Origin of the sequence: Actinoplanes sp. OR16, assembly GCF_004001265.1 — a bacterium.
In the GTDB taxonomy this organism is placed as follows: Bacteria; Actinomycetota; Actinomycetes; order Mycobacteriales; family Micromonosporaceae; genus Actinoplanes.
Genome location: NZ_AP019371.1, coordinates 7,635,545 through 7,656,744, shown reverse-complemented (window position 1 = coordinate 7,656,744; position 21,200 = coordinate 7,635,545). Strand labels below are relative to the sequence as shown.

The following is a 21,200-nucleotide window of genomic DNA, read 5'->3' as shown; positions in this document are numbered from 1 at the left end:
CGCCATGACCTCACCCTCGGTTCGCTACTTGAACGGCCGCTTCTACTCCGCCGCCGACCCGCGCGCCACCGCGATGCTGGTCCGCGGCGGCCGGATCGCCTGGCTCGGCCAGGACGCCGACGCCCCCGCCGACCGCACCGTCGACCTCGGCGGTGGCCTGGTGACCCCGGCCTTCGTCGACGCGCACCTGCACGCCACCGACACCGGCCTGGCGATCGACGGCCTCGACCTGTCCGGCGTGCGCTCGGCCGGCGAGCTGCTCGACGCCGTCGCGGCGTTCGCGGCCGGCAAGGCGCCGGACGCGGTGGTGCACGGGCACGGCTGGGACGAGTCGACCTGGCCCGCCCAGACCCCGCCGACCGCCGACGAGCTGGACCGGGCCGCCGGGGGCCGCCGCGTCTACCTGTCCCAGGCGTCCGTGCACTCGGCGCTGACCAGCACGTCGCTGCTGCCGGTCGCGGAGGGCGTGGACGGCTACGACGCGTCGGGCTGGGTCCGCGAGCACGCCCATCACGCGGTCCGGGCGGTCGCGCTCGGCGCGCTCACCGGCGCGCAGCGCACGGCCGCGCAGACCACCGCGCTGCGCCGGGCCGCGTCCCTCGGTATCGCCGCGGTGCACGAGTGCGGCGGGCCCGGCACGTCCAGCGAGGCCGACTTCGCGTCGGTGCTCGCGCTCTCCGGGCACGGCCTGCCCCGGGTGTACGGCTACTGGGGCGAGCTGGGCGGCGCCGAACGGGCCCGGGACCTGGGCGCGCACGGCGCCGCGGGAGATCTGTACGCGGACGGCGCCCTGGGATCGCGCACCGCATCGGTCCGGCTGCCCTACCTCGACGGCGACCACGGCTGCGGCGAGGCCTTCCTCACCGCCGAGCAGGTCGGCGACCACCTGCTCGACTGCGTGCGCATCGGTTTCCAGGGCGGCTTCCACGCGATCGGCGACGCGGCCATCGAGACCGTGCTGGACGGGTTCGCGCTCGCCGCGAAGCAGGTCGGCGTCGACCGGCTGCGGGCCGGGCGCCACCGCATCGAGCACGTCGAGCTGATCGACAAGGCGATGATCGCGCGGATGGTCGAGTTCGGCGTGGTGGCGTCGGTGCAGCCGGTCTTCGACGCGCTGTGGGGCGGGGCCGATCGGATGTACGCCCAGCGCCTCGGCGTGGACCGTGCCCTCGCGACCAACCCGATCGGCGCCATGCACGCCACCGGGGTCGCCCTGGCGTTCGGCTCGGACTCGCCGGTGACCGCGCTCGACCCGTGGGCGATCGTGGTCGCCGCGGCGGCGCCCCGCAACCCGGTCTACCGGATGAGCGTGCGGTCGGCGTTCGCGGCCGGCACCCGCGGCGGATGGCGGGCAGCGGGCCTGGAAGAGGGCAACGGCGTGCTGGCGCCGGGCTACGCCGCGACGTTCGCGGTGTGGGACACGCCGGGTGGCGTACAGGGTGGACTTCCGGCGCTGCTGCCGGACATCGACGGAGTGACGCCTGAGCGGCCGATCTGCCGCCGGACGGTGCTGTCCGGGGAAACGATCTTCGAGGGGTGAATGGTGGCCGGGAAACTGGATCTGGACCCGCGCATCGTGGCGCGGGCGCGTGCCCTGGCGGCGCGGGCCGGGCAGCCCGTCGTCGACCTGGCGCGATCGCACACCACGGTCTCGGTGGAGCGTGCGGTGCTGCGCCTGGCCGGGGTGCGCGGCGCTGATCCGGACGGCATCCCCTGGGTGAACCGCCTGGTCGACGCGGTGCGGGCGGACGTCGGTCTCGGTCACGGGGTGGCCGTGCCGGCGTTCCATGCGCTGGCTTCGCAGGGCGTGGAGGACCTGACGACACTGGCGCAGAAGGCGGCCGCCGGGTCGGTGCGCTTCTCCCTCCCCGCGCGCAGAGGAGATGTCACGGCGGCGCGGCGGGCAGCCGCGCGGTCGGCGCGGGCAGGCCTGAGGATCGTGGATCGGCAGCGGGCTGCTCGCGATCGGCTGATCAAACGGCATGGCGACCCCGCGCAGCGGCCGTGGATCTATCTGATCGTCGCGACCGGGGACATCTACGAGGACATCCCGCAGGCCCAGGCGGCCGCGCGGGCCGGAGCCGACGTGATCGCGGTGATCCGGTCGACCGGGCAGTCGCTGCTGGACTACGTCCCCGAAGGGGCCACCCGGGAGGGGTTCGCCGGCACCTACGCCACGCAGGAGAACTTCCGGCTGATGCGGGCGGCCCTCGACGAGACCTCCCGCGAGCTGGGCCGATACATCCGGCTGACGAACTACGCGTCAGGCCTGTGCATGCCGGAGATGGCCGCGCTCGCCGGCATGGAACGTCTCGACATGATGCTCAACGATTCCATGTACGGCATCCTGTTCCGTGACATCAACCCCATCCGCACCTTCGTCGACCAGCGTTTCTCCCGGCAGGTGCACGCCCGCGCCGGGATCATCATCAACACCGGCGAGGACAACTACCTGACGACCGCCGACGCCGTCGAGGCCGCGCACACGGTGACGGTGTCGCAGCTGCTCAACGAGTTCTTCGCGCACGAGGCGGGCCTGCAGGACTGGCAGCTCGGTCTCGGGCACGCGTTCGAGATAAATCCGGACCTGCCGGATTCGTTCCGGCTGGAGCTCGCGCACGCGCTGCTCGCCCGCGAGCTGTTCCCGGACGCGCCCCTCAAGTGGATGCCGCCGACCAAGCACATGACCGGGGACGTCTTCCGCGGCAACCTGCTCGACGGCTTCTTCAACCTGGCCGGGGCGCTCACCGGCCAGGGCATCCTGCTGGTCGGCATGATGACCGAGGCCGTCGTCACGCCGTGGCTGTCCGACCGCGACATCGCCCTGCAGAACGTGCGCTACGTGCTCAACGGCGCCGGGAACCTGCACGAGGACTTCACCCCCGGCCCGTTCATCAGGAGACGCGCGAACCAGGTCCTCGGCGAAGCCATCGACCTGCTCGAGAAGATCGTCGACGACACCCTGCTCACCGCGATCGCCGACGGCACCTTCGGCATCATGAAACGCCCCGCCGACCGCGGCAAGGGCCTGGACGGCGTCGCCGCCCACGAGGGCGACTACTACAACCCGGTGCTGGAGGCGCTGTGACCATCATCCGGCCCTACGGCGACACCACCGGGGACGGGATGGTGCAGCTCTCCTTCACGCTGCCGATCCCGCACGACAAGCGGGCCGAGGGCGCCGCGCTGCAACTGGCCGGGAAGATGGGCATGGATCCGGCCATGCTCGTGCACGCCAAGCAGATGGGCGACGGGTACACGTTCTTCGTCGTCTACGGCAAGGTGAGCCACCTCGTCGACACCGACCGGGTGCAGGTCGTCGAGCGCGACTATCCGCTGCTCGGCGCCAAGGAGATCAACGCGGCGATCAAGCGGGGGCTGCGGCGCCCGCTCACCGTGGTCGGCGCCTGCATCGGCACCGACGCGCACACCGTCGGCATCGACGCGATCCTCAACCTCAAGGGGATCGCGGGGGAGAAGGGCCTGGAGTCCTACTCCGAGCTGGCGGTGACGAACATGGGCGCGCAGGTGTCGGTCCCCGATCTGGTGGAGACCGCCCGCGCCCGGAAGGCCGACGCGGTGCTGGTGTCCCAGGTGGTCACGCAGCGCGACGCTCATCTGCAGAACACCCGGGCCATGTCGGCCGCGTTCCGGGAGGCGCTGCCGGCCGGGAAACGGCCGCTGCTGATCGTCGGCGGGCCGCGCTTCGACGAGCTGATGACCGCGGAACTCGGCGTCGACCGGATCTTCGGCCGGGGGACCACCCCGCGGGAGGTCGCCTCCTACCTCGTCCACGCGCTCGTCTCGTCACCCGGGAGCCGGAATTGATCACCGTCACGCACCGCCGCTATGTGCCGTACGCGCACGCCCACTACGCCGGGAACCTGGTCGACGGGGCGTACTCGCTCGGCCTCTTCGGCGACGCCGCCACCGAGGTGTGCATCCGGCTCGACGGCGACGAGGGGCTGTTCGCCTCCTACTCCGACGTGCAGTTCAAGGCGCCGGTACAGGCCGGTGACGTCCTCGAGGTGACCGCCACCGTCGTCGCCATGGGCACCCGGTCCCGGCGCATCGAGTTCGCGTCCACCGTGGTCTGCCGGGGCACCGGCGGGTCGGCGGCGGCCGTCCTGGACGAGCCGATCGTGGCCGTCACCGCCGTCGGAACGGTCGTCGTGCCCCCGAAGCCGTGACGGCCGCCGTCTGTGTGGACGTCGGTTCCACGTACACCAAATCCGCTCTGATCGACCTCGGCGGCGCGCGACTGATCCGCCGCGCGGAAGTCCCGACCACCGCCGGAACCGATGTGCTGCACGGGCTCGACGCCGCCGTCGCGGCAGTGGGTGGTGAGGGCGCCGAGCTGTACGTCTGCTCCTCCGCCGGGGGAGGGCTGCGGCTCGCGGTCATCGGGTACGAAGCACTCGTCACCGCGGAGGCCGGGCACCGGGTCGGGCTCTCCGCCGGGGCGCAGGTGGTGCACGTGGCGGCCGGGCCGCTCACCGGCCCGGGTGTGACGGCGGTCCGCGCGGCCCGCCCGGACGTGGTGCTGCTGGCCGGCGGCACCGACGGCGGCGACGGCGACACGCTGCTGCACAACGCGCGGCGTCTGGCGTCGGCGCGGTTCCGGGTGCCCGTCGTGGTGGCCGGCAACGCCGCGGTGCGTCCGCAGGCGGTGGAGTCGCTGACCGCCGGTGGCGTACCGGTGACCGAGACGGCGAACGTGCTGCCGCGCATCGGCGTCCTCGACCCGCTGCCGGCCCGCGCCGCGATCCGCTCGGTCTTCCTGCGCCACGTGATCGGCGGCAAGCGGCTGTCGAAGGGGCCGCGCTTCGGCTCGCTGGTCCGCGCCGCCACGCCGGATGCGGTGCTGGCCGGTGTCGAGCTGCTCGCCGACCGGACCGGCTACGGCGTCCTGGTCGTCGACGTGGGCGGCGCGACCACCGACGTCTACTCGGCGCTGATCCCGGATGCGGAGAGCGAGTCCGGTCCGCGCCGCGATGTGGCCGGGACGCTGTGGCGGGCCCGGACCGTGGAGGGTGATCTGGGCGTGGCCGTGGGAGCCGGCGGCACCCGGGCGGCGGCGGTCGCGGAGAAGCTGGGCGGCTCGCTCGGTGACGACCGTGACCTGGCGGCGGCCGCCGCGGTGATCGCGCTGCGGCGGCATGCCCGGGGGCATCCGGAAGGGCCCGGCCGGCCCCGTGTCGGCGGCCGTGACCTGCGGGATGTGCGCCTGGTGATCGGGTCGGGCGGGGTGCTGCGGCACGGCGGCGGCGAGCATGTGCTGGCCGCGGTGCTGGGTGACCTGGCCGGTGGCTGGCAGCTTCCCGAGCGGGCCCGGACCGTCGTCGACGAGCAGTACGTCCTCGCGGCGGCCGGACTCCTCGCCGCCGATCACCCGGAGGTGGCGGCCGGGCTTCTCGGCGATCTCGAACGAGTGTGAAAGCGGGCCGCAGCTCTGGTGTGACGCCGATGCCCGCGCCGCAGGGCCGGTGGATGCACTCGTTCGAGGAGGACCACGACGGGATCCGGATCTACCGGCCGGACGACTGGGACTTCCCGCGGGCCCGCGGGCGGTCCGGGATCGAGTTCCGCGACGACGGCACCTACGTCGACTGGGCGATCGGCCGCGGTGACGCGGACGAGGCCCGGCCCGGCCGCTGGGAGCAGGCCGGCGACGGCGGCATCCAGGCCCGCGCCGCCGACGGGCGGCCGGTCCTGCGGGTGTCGTCCGTCGAGCCGGACCGCCTGGAGGTCCGCGACTAGGCGGCCTTTCGGCCGGTTCCGGGTCACCGAGTCGCCGAAGATAACGGACACCGGCCCCGTCCGCGGAAACGCCGTCTGATTCCCCCGCGGGTCATCACCTACCGTCACAGCCGCTCCACAGTCGTAGAGAAGGTTGGTCGGTCGGTATGCGCCGGTTCAGTGTCCTCGGGCCGGCCACGGCCGTCCTGGGTGTCGTCCTCGTGGGACCGGCCGGCCCGGCCGTGGCCGCCACGAAATCCACCATCACCGCCAGTGTCCCGGCTGCCATGCGCACCGGGGCCACGGCGGCGGTGACCGGCAGGCTCAGCCCCGGCACGAAGCGCACGGTCCGCCTGGAGAGGATCAACGGCACCAGGTCGTACGTCCTGGCGACCGCCCGCACCGGCTCCGACGGCAAGTACACCCTCTCGATGCGCCCCGCAACGTCCGGCACCTGGACGGTCCGGGTCTACGCGCCCGCGTCCGGCAGCTACCGGGCCGTCTCCTCGCCGAAGCGGGCGGTCCGGCTCTGGACCGCCACGACGGCGACCCTGGCGTTCACCCCGGCCGTCGCGACGGCCGGGAAGGCCCTCGCGATCACCGGGCGGGTCACACCGGGGGAGTCCGGCCGTACCGTGACCGCGCAGCGCTGGACCGGCCGCTCCTGGACCACCGCGGGGCGGGCCGCCAGCAGCGCGAAGGGGGAGTACCGGATCGCGGTGCCCGCTCCCGGCCAGGCCGGTACGACGTCGTGGCGGATCGTCGTGGCGGGGACGACGTATCGGGGCGCCTACACGAGCGGCGTCCGCGCCCTGACCACCAAGGCCGCGCCCACGACGCCGCCGGCGTCCCCGACCGTCCCGCCGGCGCCGCCCGCGACGACGGCGCCGCCCGTCATCGCGCCACCGACGAAGCCGACCGCCCCTACGAAACCGCCGGCCACGACCAGTCCGACCGGCCCGACTCCCTCAGCGAGCGCGACCTCGCCCAGCGCCTCGCCCAGCGCCACCATCCCGGCCGAGCCCACCGGCCCGTTCATCGTCGCCGCCGCCGACGGCACCATCCACGCCGTCGAACTGAACGCCCCGCACCGCGCCGCACCCCTCGCGACCGGCCGCTACCTGGCGTCGACACAGGCCGGAAGCCTGCTCTACCGCGGCGCCGACTTCGGCCTCTACCTGACGACCGCGACGCTCCCGGTGCCCCGTCTGCTCGCCGACGGCGGCGAATGTCTGATGAACGAGGCGCTCGGCGACCGCTACGCCGCCTGGATGGTGGGCCGCCCGATGGTCCTGACCGGCGGCATCACGGTCTGTGCCGCGAGCACCGACGTCCGGCTCTTCGACACGGTGACCGGCACGACCACGACGCTCACCATGCCCCGCGGCGTGCCCGGCGCCTCCTCGGGCACCATGCGGGCCGCCTTCTCCGCCGACGGCGCGCACCTGGTGATGACGGACGTCGCCAATGCCATGTACGTCTACAGCCCCGCCACCGCCCGCTGGACTCAGCCACGGCGTCCCGCCCTCGGCCCGATGACCCTGGCCGGCACTTCCGCGCCCGGCGGATACCTCGCCGTCGACCAGCAGAGCGCCGGCTGCGTGTCCGGTCGCTGGCTCGTCGAGGTGGCCGGCACGACCGCTCCCACCTGTGTCGAGTCGGGCGGCGTGACCGGCTGGTCGGCGAGCCCGGACGGCAGCCGCACGCTCTGGACGGCCACGGCCGGCGGCGAGACGCATGTGATCGTCGGCGACGCCGCCCTCACCGTGGTCAGCGATCTGGGCCCGGTCGCGGCGGGCACGATCCCGCGCTTCGCCGGCGACGGCGCGGTGGTGTGGGATGCCGAGATCAGGCCTCTGGACGGCTCTGCGGCGTGGCGGCTCCCGGCGGGCTGGGCCGCGCACGGGGCGATGAACTGACGGCGTGACCTCCCGCCATATTCAACGTATATCAGCACACGGGGCTTGCCGCAAGACCCGGTACGTGGCGCAAACTTCCTGCTCAGAAGCGTTGAGGGGGATTGCGTGACACGCGTTTTCGCACTGCCGGGCAAGCTGGCGGCAAAGGACGATCCGGCCCTGATCGCGCGGGACGAGAAGCACTTCGCGACCCTGGCCGGCAGGATCCAGGGCTCGATCGACGACCTGGCGGGACGGCTGGAGACCGTGCGCAGGGCACCCGCCGGCAAAGGCCGCCAGGCAGTGGACCGGGATGAGGAGGTCCGCCGGCTGACGTCGCGGCTGCGGCTGCTGCGCCGCTACGGCGTGGACCTCTGCCTCGGGCAGATGGTGGGCGACGACGACCCGGAGCCGGTCTACATCGGCCGGCGCGGGCTCACCGACGGCGACGGCCGCCGGCTGCTGCTGGACTGGCGGTCGCCGGCCGCCGAGCCGTTCTTCGGGGCGACCCACGCGAACCCGATGGGCCTGGTGTTCCGCCGCCGTTACCGGTGGACCGGCGGGCGGATCACCGACTACTGGGACGAGGTGTTCGACGCCGCCGGGTTCGCCGGGCACGCGGCGGCGCTCGACGACCAGTCGGCGTTCCTGGCCAGCCTGGGCGGGGCGCGGACGGCGCGGATGCGGGACGTGCTCGGCACGATCCAGGCCGACCAGGACGCGATCATCCGGGCCGGCTCGAAGGGCGCGCTGGTCGTCGACGGTGGCCCGGGCACCGGCAAGACCGTGGTGGCGCTGCACCGGACCGCCTACCTTCTCTACTCCGACCCGCGGCTGGGCAATCGGCGCGGCGGGGTGCTGTTCGTGGGGCCGCACGAGCCGTACCTCGCCTATGTCGGCGACGTGCTGCCCAGCCTCGGCGAGGACGACGTGCAGACCTGCATGTTGAGGGATCTCGTGCCGGAGGGCGCCGCCGCCGTCGCGAGGGCGGAGCCGCTCAAGGAGACGGTGGCGATGGTGCGGGCCGTCGAGGCGGCGATCCGCTTCTACGAGGAGCCGCCGGCCTCCGAGGTCACGATCTCCACCGAGGAGGCCGAGGTCACGGTGACTCCGCGGGACTGGGCGGCGGCGTTCGAGGCGGCCGAGCCCGGTACTCCGCACAACGAGGCCCGCGAGCCGATCGTGGAGGAGCTGGCCGCGCTCCTGGCCGACAGGCACGACATGTCGGAGACATCGCTGCGGCGGCATCTCCGTCCCGCCGTCCACCGGGCCTGGCCCCTGCTCGACGCCGCCGACATCGTCGGCGACCTCTGGTCGGTCCCCGCCTACCTGCGGCGGTGCGCGCCCTGGCTGACCCCCGAAGAGGTCGAGATCCTGCAACGCGACGATCCGAAGGCCTGGACCACTGCCGACCTGCCGCTGCTCGACGCGGCCCGGCAACGGCTCGGCGACGCGAACGCCGAACAGCGGCACCGCCGCCGGCAGGCCGAGGCGCGCGAGGGGAGGCAACAGATGGACCGGGTCCTCGACGACCTGATCGCGTCGTCGGTGCACGACGACGGCGAGGGCCTGATGAAGATGCTGGTCCAGCAGGATCTGCGGGACAACCTCGCGGACGGTCTGGCGGCCCCGGACACCGGCGGCCCGGAGCTGCTGGCCGGTCCGTTCGCGCACATCGTCGTCGACGAGGCGCAGGAGCTGACCGACGCCGAGTGGCAGATGCTGCTGCTGCGCTGCCCGTCACGCAGCTTCACCATCGTGGGGGACCGGGCGCAGGCCCGGAACGGGTTCACCGAATCGTGGCGGGAGCGCCTGGAACGGGTCGGCTTCGACCGGGTCGAGATGGCCGCGCTGACCGTCAACTACCGCACCCCGCAGGAGGTGATGGCCGAAGCCGAGCCGGTCATCCGGGCGGTGCTGCCGGACGCGAACGTGCCCACCTCGATCCGCCGCGGTGGCCTCCCGGTCGAGCATCGCCGGCTCGCCGAGCTGGACGAGATCCTGGCCGGCCACGACGAGGGGATCGCGTGCGTCATCAGCGCGACGGCGATGCCGGGCGCGCTCACCCCGGAACTGGCGAAGGGTCTGGAGTTCGACCTGGTCGTACTGGTCGAGCCGGAGAAGATGAGCGCCGTCGATCGATATGTCGCGATGACCCGCGCCACGCGTCGACTGGTGGTCCTGACCAGGTGATCTACACGAACAGAAGATGACACGCCGACGAACGCGACACGCCGGAAGGGCCGGGACCCGGTTGACACGCCACGGGTGTCCGGACGTACCGTCTTCAGGTCTTTGTTCACGGCGAGCGGTCAAGATCCGTTTCGTTCCTCCACCCACTGGCCGCAGTCCTCGCTGGGGTCGCGCGTTCAGCCAGGTCCAGGGGGTGTGAGGCGCGCGGGGCGGGGCGGGCTTGTTCGTAGTCCAGGTGGCTCCCTCGAGGGCTGGGTGATGGCCAGTAGACAACGGCACGACGCGGGCAGCCGGCTCGTGGCGGGTCGGTCCGAAGGTCATCGCGAGGTCCCCGGGCCCACCGGCCGGGAACAACGACGTGTGCGGATGTACTTCAGGGGCGCAGCCACAGCCGGGCTGCGCCCCTGCGTCGTCGCAGGTGGGGCGAGTAGCCTGCCATCCGTGGAAATGACTCTGCCGCCGCCGGCGCTGGCCGGTCCCTCGCCGTCGCCGGGCGGGCCCGACCCCGCACGGCGACCGCTGCGGCTGCCGGTCGCCGCGGTGCTGGCAGTGGCCGCGGGAGCGGCGCTGCTGCTGGCGCTTCCGCCGTACGACATCTGGGTCTCGGCTCCTGTGGGGGTCGGCCTGTTCGCGGCGGCGGTGCATCGGCGGCGCCTGCGCGCGGGTTTCGGTCTCGGCTTCCTCGCCGGGGTGACACTGTTCTTCCCGCTGCTGTGGTGGACGTCGTTCTCGGCGGGCTGGCTGCCCTGGGCGATGCTCTCGCTGGCCCAGGCGGCGATCTTCGGGCTGGCCGGGCTGGCCGGCGCCTGGCTCTCCCCGATCGCCGACCGGTGGCGCTGGACCTGGCCGCTGCTGACCGGCCTGCTCTGGACCGCGCAGGAGGCGTTGCGCGACCGTGCGCCGTTCGGCGGCTTCCCGTGGGGGCGCCTGGCCTTCAGCCAGGGCGATGCCCCGGGCCTCAGGCTCGCCGCGTACGGGGGAGCACCGCTCGTCACCTTCGTGGTAGCCGCCACCGGTGGGGCGCTCGTGGCCCTCGCCTGGCGTCGGTGGCGCCCCCGGCCGGCCGCCGGCGCCGCCGGGTTCGCTCTGACCGCCGCCGCCCTGATCGCCGGACCCGCGCTCCTCCCGCTCACCCCGCCGTCCGGGCCGTCGGTGACGGTCGCGCTCGTGCAGGGCAACGTGCCCCGGCTCGGCCTCGACTTCAACGCCCAGCGCCGGGCCGTGCTGGACAACCACGTGAACGCGACCCGGCAGCTCGCCGCGGACGTCGCCGCCGGGAAGCAGAAGCAGCCCGACCTGGTCGTCTGGCCGGAGAACTCGTCCGACATCGACCCGTTGCGCAACGCCGACGCCGCCGACGCGATCTCCGCTGCCGCCGACTCGATCAAAGCGCCGATCCTGGTCGGCAGCATCCAGCGCACCGACGACCCGGAGGACATCTACAACGTCGGCATCCTCTGGTGGCCCGGCACCGGCCCGGACCTGGACCAGCAGTACGCGAAACGCCACCCGGTCCCGTTCGCCGAGTACATGCCGCTGCGCCCGATCGCCCGCCTCGTCACCGACAAGGTGGACCTCGTCCGCAACATGCTTCCGGGTGACCACCCCGGCGTCATCGACACCGGCAAGGTGACCCTGGGGGACGTCATCTGCTTCGAGGTGGCCTATGACGGAATCGTCAGGGACACGGTCACCGGCGGGGCGCAATTGCTCGCCGTCCAGACGAACAATGCCACGTTCAACGAGGCAGAGGCGTTGCAGCAGCTGGCGATGGTCCGGCTCCGGGCGGTCGAGCACGGGCGGGAGGCACTGATGGTGTCGACTGTCGGTGTGTCCGGGTTTGTCGACGGTTCAGGTGGCGTTCACGATTCGACGGATTTCAACACTCCCGCGGTGGTGGTGCGTGATGTCGCCACGGAAGGACCGCGTACGCTGGCGACGCGCTCGGGCAACTGGCCCGAGGTGGCGGCCGTCATCCTGATGGCCGCGGCCCTCGTCGGCGCGCTGCCCCTGCGCCGGCAGCGGGCGGACATCGCGAACGACGGCGACACGAACACGGAGGAACGGTGAGCGAGTACCCCGGCGTGGGACGAGTCCTCGTGATCATCCCGACGTACAACGAGGCTGACAACGTACGGGCGATCACCGAACGGGTCCGCAAGGCGGTGCCGGAGGTCGACATCCTGGTCGCCGACGACAACTCACCGGACGGCACCGGCGCCATCGCCGACGAGCTCGCGCTCGCCGACGACCACGTCTTCGTGATGCACCGGGCCGGCAAGGAGGGTCTCGGCGCCGCGTACAAGGCCGGGTTCGCCTGGGCCAAGGACAAGGGCTACGACGCGGTCGTCGAGATGGACGCGGACGGCTCGCACGCCCCCGAGGAACTGCACCTCCTGCTCCACGCGCTGGTCGACCACGACGTGGTGCTCGGCACGCGGTACATTCCGGGCGGCAGCGTGCACAACTGGCCGATCCACCGGCTGCTGCTCTCCCGCGGCGGCAACATCTACATCCGGATGGCCCTCGGCATGCCGTTCAAGGACGCGACCGGTGGCTACCGCGCCTACCGGATCGGTGTCCTCGACAAGATCGAGGTCGACAGCATCGCGTCGACCGGGTACTCGTTCCAGGTCGAGATGGCGTTCCGGTCGTACAAGCAGGGCTTCCGCATGGTCGAGGTGCCGATCACCTTCACCGAGCGGGTCAACGGCGTCAGCAAGATGAGCGGCAACATCTTCAAGGAGCAGTTGCTGCGCGTCACCATCTGGGGCGCCCAGACGCGAGCTGAGAGTTTGCGTAAAGTCCTCAATCGGAAGCCGCGACAGGGCTCCACCTGGCCGTGAGGTGTCATGCTTGAACCGGGCCCGTTCTCCGGGCCCGGGGACACCGGAGGTCGATGTAATGCGCCGCAACAGGCTCGCTTACGCACCACTCGCACTGCCGATCTGGGCGCTGGCCGAGTTCTTCGTTTTCGTGGCGGTCGCGCACGCCATCGGCGCGGGCTGGGCCATCCTGCTGCTGGCCGCCTCCACGATCGCCGGCATCGCCCTGCTGCGCCGTGAGGGCATCAAGGGCTGGCGTGCCTTCCAGGCGGCCGCCCAGGAGAACCGCCCGCCCGGCGCCGGCGTGGCGAACTCCCTGGCCGGCCTCGGTGGCGCCCTGCTGCTGACGATGCCCGGCTTCATCACCGCGGTCGCCGGCCTGCTCCTGCTCCTCCCGCCCGGCCGCACCCTGGCCCGCCGGGGCATCGAGCGCTTCGCCGAGCGCTCCCTGGGCTCCGCCGCCACCGGCGACCTGTTCGGCCCGCGCAAGGTCAAGGTTCACTCGGGCGCCCCGGTCACCGTCGTCGTGGTCGACGAGCAGCGGCCCGGCCCCACCCCGCCCGCGGCAATCGAAGGCGAGATCGTCCGCTGAGGCGCGCCCCCTGCCGGCGATGACAGCCGCTGGTGAAGTCGCCCTCGGCAGGCCTCGATGCGATGGTGGCCGGTTGTTCGCTGGTGGCCGTCGTTTTCGCGGCGTTGTGCTGTCGACCTGCCCGTGAGCCGCGGCGGTGATTCGTCGCTGACGTCGCCTTGCCGGCAGCCGCGTGCTCCGGTCGGCTGAATCGTCGCCCGGTCTCCGGTCGGCTGAATCGTCGGCCGGAGGCTGGTCAGCTGAATCGTCGGCCGGCTGCCGTGCCCGCTGCGATCGGTTACGTCCCGGGGCCCGCCTTGCCGCCGGGGCCGCTGCGATCGGTCACACCCGAGGCCCGCCTTGCCGCCGTGCCCGCTGCGATCGGTCACACCCGAGGCCCGCCCGGCCGCCTGGCCCGCTGCGATGGCCATGGAATCCTCGCCCGGCCATGGCCCATTGCCGTCAATCGAGGTCGCGCACCAGCGATGAGTGACAGCTGCGGGGTGATGGCTGTGATGTGTTGCTGTTGATGGGGTCGTTGGGCAGCCATGGGCCACAGCCTGTTCAAGGCGCGGCGGTGTTCCCCGACTCCCGGTCAGCGGACGGCGGCACGCGGCGGGTGGGGTGCGGTGCTGCGCGGAGGTCGCGTGCAAACGCGTCGATCGCGGCACGTGCGGGGGTTTGCTCAGCGGCTGGAACCGGTGAGCAGCGAGAAGGCCGCTCCCTGAGTGCCAGGGGGCGGCCTTCTCGTCACTTCGTGTCAGCGTCCGCGGCGGGTGCGGACTTCCTGTAGGCGCTCGTTGAGGATGTCCTCGAGCTCGGCGATCGAACGCCGCTCGAGCAGCATGTCCCAGTGGGTGCGCGGCGGCTTGGCCTTCTTCTGCTCCGGCTCGTTGCCGTCGACCAGACGGGCCACGCTGCCGTCGAACTTGCACTCCCAGGTGGTGGGCACCTCGGCGTCGACGGCGAACGGAACCTCGAACTGGTGACCCTTGACGCACAGGTACTCACGGGTCTGTCGGGGCGCCAGCTCGGTGTTACGGTCGGACTCGTAGCTGACCGCGCCTAGACGGCTGCCGCGCAGCATGCGTTCGCCCATGATCGGCTTTCCCCTCGCTCGTGGTGCTGCTCTCGTTTGTTTAACGAAAGTGGTGGCCGCTAGATTCCGGATCTTGGCATGAAGCATTGCCGGATCGGAATCCGGCTGCCGCCGAGTTCTTGTCCGTACCGCCTGTATCAGCGGTGTTAACGCTATGAGCGTAACCGGCCACAGCCCTTACCCGGCAAATCGAACCCGCGTTCCAGTGGACCTTGGTCCGTTTCGCGGTATTTGCGACTTGTGCGGGTGGTGCGATGTCGGTCACTCGATCCGGTTACCAGCAATTTACCTACCGTCGGGTCACTGCCGGGTGCCATGACGGTAGCGGCGTGGTAGCGGTCACCCGTCCGGTTTAGCCCAGACCCTGGTGATCTGTGGCCGGTTGGGGGTGAGAAATATCGCGTGTCTGCGGTGGCACCGCCGCGCCCCGTCCGCCGAGCGCCGCCAGCGCCGACGCGAGGTCGCTGACCTGGGACGTCAGCTGCGCCACCCGCTCCTGCGCGGCATCCGCGTCGGCCCGGGCGGACGCGAGCCGGCGTTCGAGATCGGCACGTTCGCGCGACGCACGCTCCGCGGTCCGTTCCAGATCATCATTGGTACGGGTGACACGGTCCCGTTCTTCGACGGCGGCTTGCAGCGACGACTGCACGGCAGCGACGCGCGCCTCGGCGTCCCGGACCCTGCGCGAGAGCTCCTCGGCGCGGGCCGTCGCCGCCTGCTCCCGGGCCGACGCCTCGGAGGCTTCGAGGACCGCCTTCGCCGCTTCGGCCTCGGCCTCGGACGCCCGCGAGCCCGCGTCCGCCGCCTGCTTCCGGGCCGCTGCCAGGTCCTGCTCGGAGCGGATCGCGGCCTGCTCCGACGTACGACGGAAATCGGACGCGTCCTTGAGCGCCGCAGCGAGATCTCGCTCCGCGGCCTCGCGCCGGTTCTTGACCTCGGCCAGTTCGGTGGCCGCCGCGTCCCGCTCGGCCTCCGCCCGCTCCCGCAACGCCGCCGCGGCCGTCGCCGCCCGGACCGCCTCGTCGCGCGCCGCGACCGCCTCCGAAGCCCGCTTGCCGGCCTCCTCGGCCGATCGCTGCGACTCGGCCGCCCGCTGCTGCGCCTCGTCCCGCTCGGCCGTCGCCGCCACCGCGATCTGCTGCGCCGCCGCCGTCGCGGTCGCCGCCTGCTCGGCGTCCCGGCGTGCGTCGTCGCGTTCCGCGTGCGCGGCCGCCACCTGCCGGGACGTCTCCGCGCGCACCTCGGCGACCTGCCGTTCCACGCCGGCCGGCGACATCTCCGAGTGCAGCGCCTCGGTGAGCGTGCCGACCAGCGTGTCCAGGCGATCCACGGCCTCCCAGGTGCGGGCCACCGAACCGGCCAGGCCGGGGGAGGAGCGATGCCGCATCCGCGTGTTGCGCGAGGCACGCTGGCACTCGCCGTCGTTGTCGCGGCAGTAGCGGAACGGGCGCCCCGCGGAGGCGCGCTGCGGGACGGGGCGTCCGCAGTGGGCGCAGGGGCGGGTCTCGGAATCAGTGTCAGGCGCAGTCATAGCGCCCGTCAGCCTATTTCGTGTGATCTCCCGAGTCCGGTCAGCCGCGCCGACGCGGTGATCGCGCCAGGTAGGCGTGCGGGTAGGGGAGCGGCCGGTCGCTCGCCGCGGTGAGGCGCTCGATGCTCTTCTCGTCGAGCGTCCAGCCGGCCGCGCCGAGGTTGTCGTCGAGCTGCTCCTCCGAGCGGGCGCCGATGATCGGGGCGGTGACCCCCGGTTGCTGGGACAGCCAGCGCAGCGCCACCTGGGCAGGGCTCCTCCCGGTTTCGGTGGCGGTGGCGAGCAGCGCGTCGGTGATCGACCAGGTGCGCTCGTCGACGCTGTTCTCCCAGTCGCCGAGCCAGGGCTGCTGGTCGCCCTCCCAGCGGGTGCCCGGCGGCGCCTGCGTCATGCCGCGGCGGTACTTGCCGGTGAGCCAGCCTCCGCGCAGCGGCGACCAGGGGATGATGCCGACACCCTCGTTGCGGCAGACGGCGCCGAGCTCCAGCTCGATGTCGCGGTCGATCAGGTTGTAGAGCGGCTGGGCGGCGATGAACGGCTCCCAGTGGTGCTGCCTCGCGACGTCGATCGACTTCTGGAGCTGCCAGGCGGTGTAGTTGCTGACACCGATGTGCCGGACGTACCCGGACTTGATCAGACCGTCCAGGGTCGACAACGTCTCCTCGATCGGGGTCGACTCGTCGAAGCAGTGCAGCTGGTACAGGTCGATGTAGTCGGTCCGCAGCCGCTTCAGGCTCGCCTGGACCGCGCTGATCAGGTGCTTGCGTCCGGCCCCGTGGTCGTTCGGCTGCCCGCCGGTGGCCCAGAAACCCTTCGTCGCGATCACCAGATCGTCGCGGTTCCGGCCCGCGAGCCATCGGCCGATGATCTCCTCGGAGGCGCCGCCGCCGTAGACGTCGGCCGTGTCGACGAAGGTGCCGCCGGCGTCGGTGTACCGGTCGAGCAACGCGTGCGACGTCGGCTCGTCCGCCTCCTTGCCGAACGTCATGGTGCCCAGACAGAGTTCGCTGACGAGGAGGCCGCTGCGACCGAGATACCTGTGATCCATGGTGTTGATTGTTGCTCCAGGGGCGGGCCCGGGGCCCGCCCCCCGATCGCTACAGCTTCTGCTTCTCGGTGCTGTCCGCGTGCAGCTGCGCCGTGGTCTCGGTCACGAACTTGCCGGTCTTGGCGCTCCGGTTCACCTCGCGGTCGCCCTTCTCGTGGTCACCGCCGACCGTCTCGGTCGTCGTGGTGTCGGGCTGCCGGTGCGCGGTGCTCTCCTTGACGAAGCGGCCGGTCCGGGAGCTGCGGTTGACCTCGTGCTCGTTGCCTGCCATCGGAAGAATCTCCTTCGTCGTGTCGGGGGATGTCTTATTTGTTCCCGGTGGCCCGTGACCGAAACAGCCAGGTGTGAATGTCATAGGTTTGGCGGTGGTATGCGTAGACACCGATCGAATCTGGGAACCCTGCTCCACCACGTTCACGTGAGCGGGCCGCTGTCGCGCGCGGCGCTCGCCGAGCGGATGGGCGTCAACCGGAGCACCATCCTGGGACTCACCGCCGAACTGGCCGCCGCCGGGCTCGTCAGGGAAGAGCCACCGATCGGTACGACGGGAGCGGGCCGGCCGTCGTTCGTGGTGGTGCCCGAGTCGCGGCGGTTCTTCGTGCTCGCCTTCGACGTCGCGGTGGACCGGCTCACGGCGGCGCGCGTCGGGCTGGGCGGGCCCATCCTGGACCGGCGCGAGGTGGCGCGCTCGCGGGCCGGCGCCGACCTCGACACGGTGGTGCGCGAACTCGCGGCGATGGGCAAGGAGCTGCTGGCGGCGGCGCCGGATGACGCGGTCGTGGCCGGGATCGGCGCCTCCTACTGCGGCATGATCCGGCCCGGCGACGGCATGGTCCGGTACGGGCCGGAGATGGGCTGGGTGGACCAGGCCTTCGGCGCCGAACTCGAACGGGCGCTCGGCATCGGCCTGCCGGTCGCCGTCGGCAACGAGGCCCACCTGGGCGCGCTCGCCGAGTACGCCCGCGGCGCCGGCGTCGGCTCCCCGGACCTGATCTACCTGCACGGCGACGTCGGGGTGGGCGGCGGCATCCTGGTCGGCGGCAAACTGCTCGGCGGGGAGAGCGGGTACGGCGCCGAGGTCGGGCACATGCTGGTCAACCCGAACGGCGGCCGGCCCTGCCTGTGTGGATCGGCGGGCTGCCTGGAGGCGGAGACCGGCGAGCACGCGATCCTCGAAGCGGCCGGCCGCAGCGGGGAGTTCGGCCGGCGGGCCGTGCGTGACGTGGTCCGTGACGCCGAGAACGGTCACCTGCGCGAGGCCGCCGCGATGGCCGGGATCGGCGACTGGCTCGGCATCGGCGTCGCCAGCCTGATCAACCTCTTCAACCCCGGCGTGGTGATCTTCGGCGGGATGCTGCGGGAGGTCTACACGGTGGCGGCGCCGGAGGTGGAGGCGCGGATCGCCCAGCATGCGATGCCGGTGTCGCGGGAGCGGGCGAAGCTGCGTGTCTCCGGGCTGGCCGACGACGCGACGCTGCTGGGCGCTGCGGATCGCGGGTTCGCGGCGTTGATCGCTGATCCGCTAGCGCATGACAAATCCTGAAATTTGGGTCTAAAAGGGTTGATGCAGGCTAGTTTCCGGGCGGAGTGGACAAACCCTGACGGGAGACCCGGATGCTCAAGCCTCGCCTCGCCTGCACCGCCGCGCTGCTGATACTCCTCACCTCCGGATGCGGCGGTGGTGACGACGACGAGACGACCACCGCCGCCACCCCGACCGCGGCGGCCTCCACGGCGGCGAGCACCTCCACCGGCGGCACCGAGGACGTCCTCGACGCGACGAACGCGTTCCTGGCCCTGCTCGACGACACGCAGAAGACGACCGTCCAGGGGGAACGCACCACCGGCAACCTGGCGCAGTGGTCCAACCTGCCCGACCAGCTCTTCAAACGCTCCGGGCTACGGATGGACGCGCTGTCCACCACCCAGCAGGCCGCCGTCCTCACGATCCTCCAGGCGGCGCTCAGCTCGGACGGGTACGCCCAGGTCACCGGCATCACGACCGGCGACGGCGTCCTCAAGGCCTCCGGTGGCATGGATCTCGACTTCGGTGCCGACCACTACTGGATCCGGATCCTCGGCACACCGTCCGAGACCGACATCTGGACGATCCAGTACGGCGGGCACCACCTGGCCGTGAACCTCACGCTCAAGGGCGACGAGATGACGATGGCGCCGACGCTGTGGGGGGCGCAACCGGCTTCGTACACGACGTCCGGCACCACCGTGGAACCGCTGAAGGGCGAGACGGACGCCGCGTTCGCCGTGATGGACGCCCTCGACGACACGCAGCAGGACGCCGCGCAGCTCGACACCGCGATCACCGAGATCGTGCTCGGCGCGCAGCAGGACGGCAAGACCCTCGCCGAGGAGGGCGTGCAGGTATCCACCTTCACGGACGAGCAGAAGGACCTGCTCATGACCCTGATCACCGAATGGCTCAGCCCGCTCACCCCGACCCAGGCGCAATCCAAGATCGAGGCGGCCGAGGACAACCTGGACAAGACGTGGTTCGCCTGGTCCGGCAAGACGACCGAGGGCGAGCCGATCTACTACCGGGTGCAGGGTCCGTCGCTGGTCATCGAGTTCGCCCACCAGCAGGGCCAGGGCGCGAACGCCGGCGGCGTCACGCACATCCACTCGATCTACCGCGAGCCGGACAACGATTACGGGGCCGAACTCAGTTGATGAAAAAGCTCGTCGTGGTGGCGGCTGGGGTGTTCGCTTCATTTCCCGCCACCCCCGCCTCCGCCCACTCGCTGGATGAGGTCATCCAGCAGGTCTACCTCACGCCGGCCGCGGCCACCCTGGACGTGCAGGTGGACATCGTGGCGGGCGCGCTCGTCGCTCCCGGCTTCGCCCGCTCGCTCGACACCGACGGCGACCGGCGGCTGAGCGCCTCCGAGACCTCCGCCCATGACGCACGGGTGGAAGCAGCGCTCGCCCTCGCCACCGACGGCGCCCCCGCAGAGCTCGCCGTGACCGCTTCCACCTATCCGCCCTTCGACCTCCTCTCCGCCGGCGGCGGCGTCATCACGATCCGCGCCAGCGCACCCCTGCCCGAGTCCACCGGCGCGTTCGCGATCACCGACCGGTATCTCACCGAGCAGAAGACCCGCATCCAGATGAGCGTGCTGGTGGCGAAGAACGCCGGCCGCGCCGCCAGCTCGATCCGCCGTGGACACGAGGGCCGGGCGATCGCGGTAGGGCTCGCACCATCCGCCGTCGCACGGAATGCCGTCGCCGGTCCCGATGCTGCCGGAGCCGGAGCCGCCGGTGAGGGTGCTGCCGGCGATGGCGATGGTGTCGCGGCTGCTGCGGGTTCGGGTGGGGCGATGCTTGACGCCCTGCGTGCGCCGGTTGAGTCGCCGATGGCGCTGGTGCTTCTGATCGGCGTCTGTGCGCTGCTCGGAGCATTCCACGCGCTGACGCCGGGGCACGGCAAGGCGATGCTAGCTGCCTATCTGGTCGGTTCCCGGGGCACGCCCCGCCAGGCCGTCGCACTGGGCGGGATCGTCACGGTCACGCACACCGGATCGGTGCTGCTCCTGGGGGCGGCCGTCCTCGCCGCCGGGCACTATGTCATGCGGAGCCTCCTCGTTCCTGGACTGCAGGTGGTGACCGGGGTGGTCGTCCTCTTCCTGGGCCTGCGGATCCTGCGCCGCCGGCTGCGCGGATCCGGCCGGCACGCCTCAGCCGCTCACACTCACACGCACACTCACGCTCCTTCTCACTCGCACGCGGTGGGTGGCTTCCATCGTCCGGGGAGGGCTGCCTGGGGGCACGCTGCCAGCGGACAGGTTTGCGCTGGCAGCGGTCACGGTCAGGACGACGATGCCGCTGGTCGCCGCGAACCGGAGGCGCAGGAGGAGTACGAGGACTTCGCGTGGGAGCGGGAGTCCTGGCACGGGACCGCTGGTGCGGGGCGGTCGGCGTACATGGTGGAGGAGAGGGAGAAGACCGCGCCGGTCTCCGTGGGGAGCCGTCGGGAACTCGCGGCGATGGGGGCGGCCGGCGGGTTGATCCCCTGTCCGGAAGCGCTGGGGGTGCTGATTCTCGCGGTCGGTCTGCATCGGACGGCGCTCGGGCTGGCGATGATCGTGGCGTTCAGTGCGGGGCTGGGGGCGGTGCTCGTCGGGCTGGGACTGATTCTGGTCACGGCGCGGGATCGGTTCACGGATGTACGGCCGGGGCCGCTGCTGCGGCGGCTCCCAGTAGTGTCGGCGGCGATCGTCGTGGTGCTCGGCCTCGCGATGACCGTCACCGGCGTCGCTGCGGCGCTCTGAAAGAGGATGG

Annotated in this window: 18 protein-coding genes; 14 read left to right on the top strand and 4 right to left on the bottom strand. The window is 72.0% G+C overall.

All coding sequences use genetic code 11. The annotated features are described in order from the left end of the window. The first annotated feature begins 4 nt into the window (after positions 1-4). From EP757_RS35340 to EP757_RS35290, 11 genes are all read left to right on the top strand, one after another. Positions 5-1,540 carry an amidohydrolase gene (locus EP757_RS35340; protein WP_127552723.1) on the top strand — a complete coding sequence of 512 codons (1,536 nt, stop codon included), beginning with the start codon at positions 5-7 and terminating at the stop codon, positions 1,538-1,540. Positions 1,541-1,543: 3 nt separating this feature from the next. Beyond that, the gene (locus EP757_RS35335; RefSeq protein ID WP_127552722.1) at positions 1,544-3,088 is read left to right on the top strand and encodes a lysine 5,6-aminomutase subunit alpha; all 1,545 of its coding nucleotides are present in this window, start codon (positions 1,544-1,546) and stop codon (positions 3,086-3,088) included. Next, a complete protein-coding gene (locus tag EP757_RS35330; RefSeq protein WP_127552721.1) occupies positions 3,085-3,828 on the top strand; it encodes an OAM dimerization domain-containing protein in 744 nt (247 codons plus the stop codon). Before EP757_RS35335 ends, EP757_RS35330 begins: the two co-directional genes overlap by 4 nt. Beyond that, positions 3,825-4,190, top strand: coding sequence for a hotdog domain-containing protein (locus EP757_RS35325; RefSeq protein ID WP_127552720.1), 366 nt, complete (start codon positions 3,825-3,827; stop codon positions 4,188-4,190). Before EP757_RS35330 ends, EP757_RS35325 begins: the two co-directional genes overlap by 4 nt. Then, positions 4,187-5,437: a glutamate mutase L gene (locus EP757_RS35320; protein ID WP_127552719.1), complete on the top strand. Its 1,251-nt coding sequence runs from the start codon at positions 4,187-4,189 to the stop codon at positions 5,435-5,437. The genes EP757_RS35325 and EP757_RS35320 overlap by 4 nt, the downstream gene beginning before the upstream one ends. Before the next feature lie 29 nt (positions 5,438-5,466). Then, a complete protein-coding gene (locus EP757_RS43550) occupies positions 5,467-5,760 on the top strand; it encodes a hypothetical protein (protein ID WP_197725454.1) in 294 nt (97 codons plus the stop codon). A gap of 146 nt (positions 5,761-5,906) precedes the next feature. Then, positions 5,907-7,658, top strand: a complete 1,752-nt coding sequence (locus tag EP757_RS35310) for a hypothetical protein (RefSeq protein WP_127552718.1) — start codon at positions 5,907-5,909, stop codon at positions 7,656-7,658. Positions 7,659-7,763: 105 nt separating this feature from the next. Next, positions 7,764-9,830 carry an RNA polymerase recycling motor ATPase HelR gene (helR, locus tag EP757_RS35305; protein WP_127552717.1) on the top strand — a complete coding sequence of 689 codons (2,067 nt, stop codon included), beginning with the start codon at positions 7,764-7,766 and terminating at the stop codon, positions 9,828-9,830. 447 nt (positions 9,831-10,277) lie between these two features. Continuing rightward, positions 10,278-11,900, top strand: a complete 1,623-nt coding sequence (gene lnt, locus EP757_RS35300; protein WP_127554596.1) for an apolipoprotein N-acyltransferase — start codon at positions 10,278-10,280, stop codon at positions 11,898-11,900. Beyond that, positions 11,897-12,676, top strand: coding sequence for a polyprenol monophosphomannose synthase (locus tag EP757_RS35295; protein WP_127552716.1), 780 nt, complete (start codon positions 11,897-11,899; stop codon positions 12,674-12,676). Before lnt ends, EP757_RS35295 begins: the two co-directional genes overlap by 4 nt. A 58-nt stretch (positions 12,677-12,734) precedes the next feature. Further along, on the top strand, positions 12,735-13,247 hold the full coding sequence (locus EP757_RS35290; protein WP_127552715.1) for an FxsA family protein: 513 nt from the start codon (positions 12,735-12,737) through the stop codon (positions 13,245-13,247). Positions 13,248-13,986: 739 nt separating this feature from the next. Here EP757_RS35290 and EP757_RS35285 read toward each other — a convergent pair. The 4 genes from EP757_RS35285 to EP757_RS35270 form a co-directional block, all read right to left on the bottom strand. Beyond that, complete coding sequence (locus EP757_RS35285) at positions 13,987-14,325, bottom strand: RNA polymerase-binding protein RbpA (RefSeq protein WP_127552714.1); 339 nt, start codon at positions 14,323-14,325, stop codon at positions 13,987-13,989. 352 nt (positions 14,326-14,677) lie between these two features. Continuing rightward, complete coding sequence (locus EP757_RS35280) at positions 14,678-15,856, bottom strand: serine/threonine protein kinase (protein ID WP_127552713.1); 1,179 nt, start codon at positions 15,854-15,856, stop codon at positions 14,678-14,680. Positions 15,857-15,896: 40 nt separating this feature from the next. Next, positions 15,897-16,904: an aldo/keto reductase gene (locus EP757_RS35275; protein WP_127552712.1), complete on the bottom strand. Its 1,008-nt coding sequence runs from the start codon at positions 16,902-16,904 to the stop codon at positions 15,897-15,899. A 49-nt stretch (positions 16,905-16,953) separates the two neighbouring features. Next, positions 16,954-17,175: a hypothetical protein gene (locus tag EP757_RS35270; RefSeq protein WP_127552711.1), complete on the bottom strand. Its 222-nt coding sequence runs from the start codon at positions 17,173-17,175 to the stop codon at positions 16,954-16,956. A 99-nt stretch (positions 17,176-17,274) separates the two neighbouring features. Between EP757_RS35270 and EP757_RS35265 the strand changes: the two genes are divergently transcribed. From EP757_RS35265 to EP757_RS35255, 3 genes are all read left to right on the top strand, one after another. Next, entirely contained in the window at positions 17,275-18,447 is a 1,173-nt protein-coding gene (locus EP757_RS35265; protein ID WP_127552710.1) for an ROK family transcriptional regulator, read from the top strand. A 71-nt stretch (positions 18,448-18,518) separates the two neighbouring features. Next, on the top strand, positions 18,519-19,592 hold the full coding sequence (locus tag EP757_RS35260) for a DUF3500 domain-containing protein (protein ID WP_127552709.1): 1,074 nt from the start codon (positions 18,519-18,521) through the stop codon (positions 19,590-19,592). Next, on the top strand, positions 19,592-21,190 hold the full coding sequence (locus EP757_RS35255; RefSeq protein ID WP_127552708.1) for a hypothetical protein: 1,599 nt from the start codon (positions 19,592-19,594) through the stop codon (positions 21,188-21,190). Before EP757_RS35260 ends, EP757_RS35255 begins: the two co-directional genes overlap by 1 nt. Positions 21,191-21,200 lie beyond the last annotated feature (10 nt).

What these genes read in the sequence shown, in the direction of transcription:
- EP757_RS35340 (WP_127552723.1), top strand. Translation starts at nt 5, where the DNA reads ATGACCTCACCCTCGGTTCGCTACTTGAACGGCCGCTTCTACTCCGCC.
- EP757_RS43550 (WP_197725454.1), top strand. Translation starts at nt 5,467, where the DNA reads ATGCCCGCGCCGCAGGGCCGGTGGATGCACTCGTTCGAGGAGGACCAC.
- EP757_RS35310 (WP_127552718.1), top strand. Translation starts at nt 5,907, where the DNA reads ATGCGCCGGTTCAGTGTCCTCGGGCCGGCCACGGCCGTCCTGGGTGTC.
- lnt (WP_127554596.1), top strand. Translation starts at nt 10,278, where the DNA reads ATGACTCTGCCGCCGCCGGCGCTGGCCGGTCCCTCGCCGTCGCCGGGC.
- EP757_RS35290 (WP_127552715.1), top strand. Translation starts at nt 12,735, where the DNA reads ATGCGCCGCAACAGGCTCGCTTACGCACCACTCGCACTGCCGATCTGG.
- EP757_RS35285 (WP_127552714.1), bottom strand. Translation starts at nt 14,325, where the DNA reads ATGGGCGAACGCATGCTGCGCGGCAGCCGTCTAGGCGCGGTCAGCTAC.
- EP757_RS35280 (WP_127552713.1), bottom strand. Translation starts at nt 15,856, where the DNA reads ATGACTGCGCCTGACACTGATTCCGAGACCCGCCCCTGCGCCCACTGC.
- EP757_RS35275 (WP_127552712.1), bottom strand. Translation starts at nt 16,904, where the DNA reads ATGGATCACAGGTATCTCGGTCGCAGCGGCCTCCTCGTCAGCGAACTC.
- EP757_RS35270 (WP_127552711.1), bottom strand. Translation starts at nt 17,175, where the DNA reads ATGGCAGGCAACGAGCACGAGGTCAACCGCAGCTCCCGGACCGGCCGC.
- EP757_RS35265 (WP_127552710.1), top strand. Translation starts at nt 17,275, where the DNA reads ATGCGTAGACACCGATCGAATCTGGGAACCCTGCTCCACCACGTTCAC.
- EP757_RS35260 (WP_127552709.1), top strand. Translation starts at nt 18,519, where the DNA reads ATGCTCAAGCCTCGCCTCGCCTGCACCGCCGCGCTGCTGATACTCCTC.
- EP757_RS35255 (WP_127552708.1), top strand. Translation starts at nt 19,592, where the DNA reads ATGAAAAAGCTCGTCGTGGTGGCGGCTGGGGTGTTCGCTTCATTTCCC.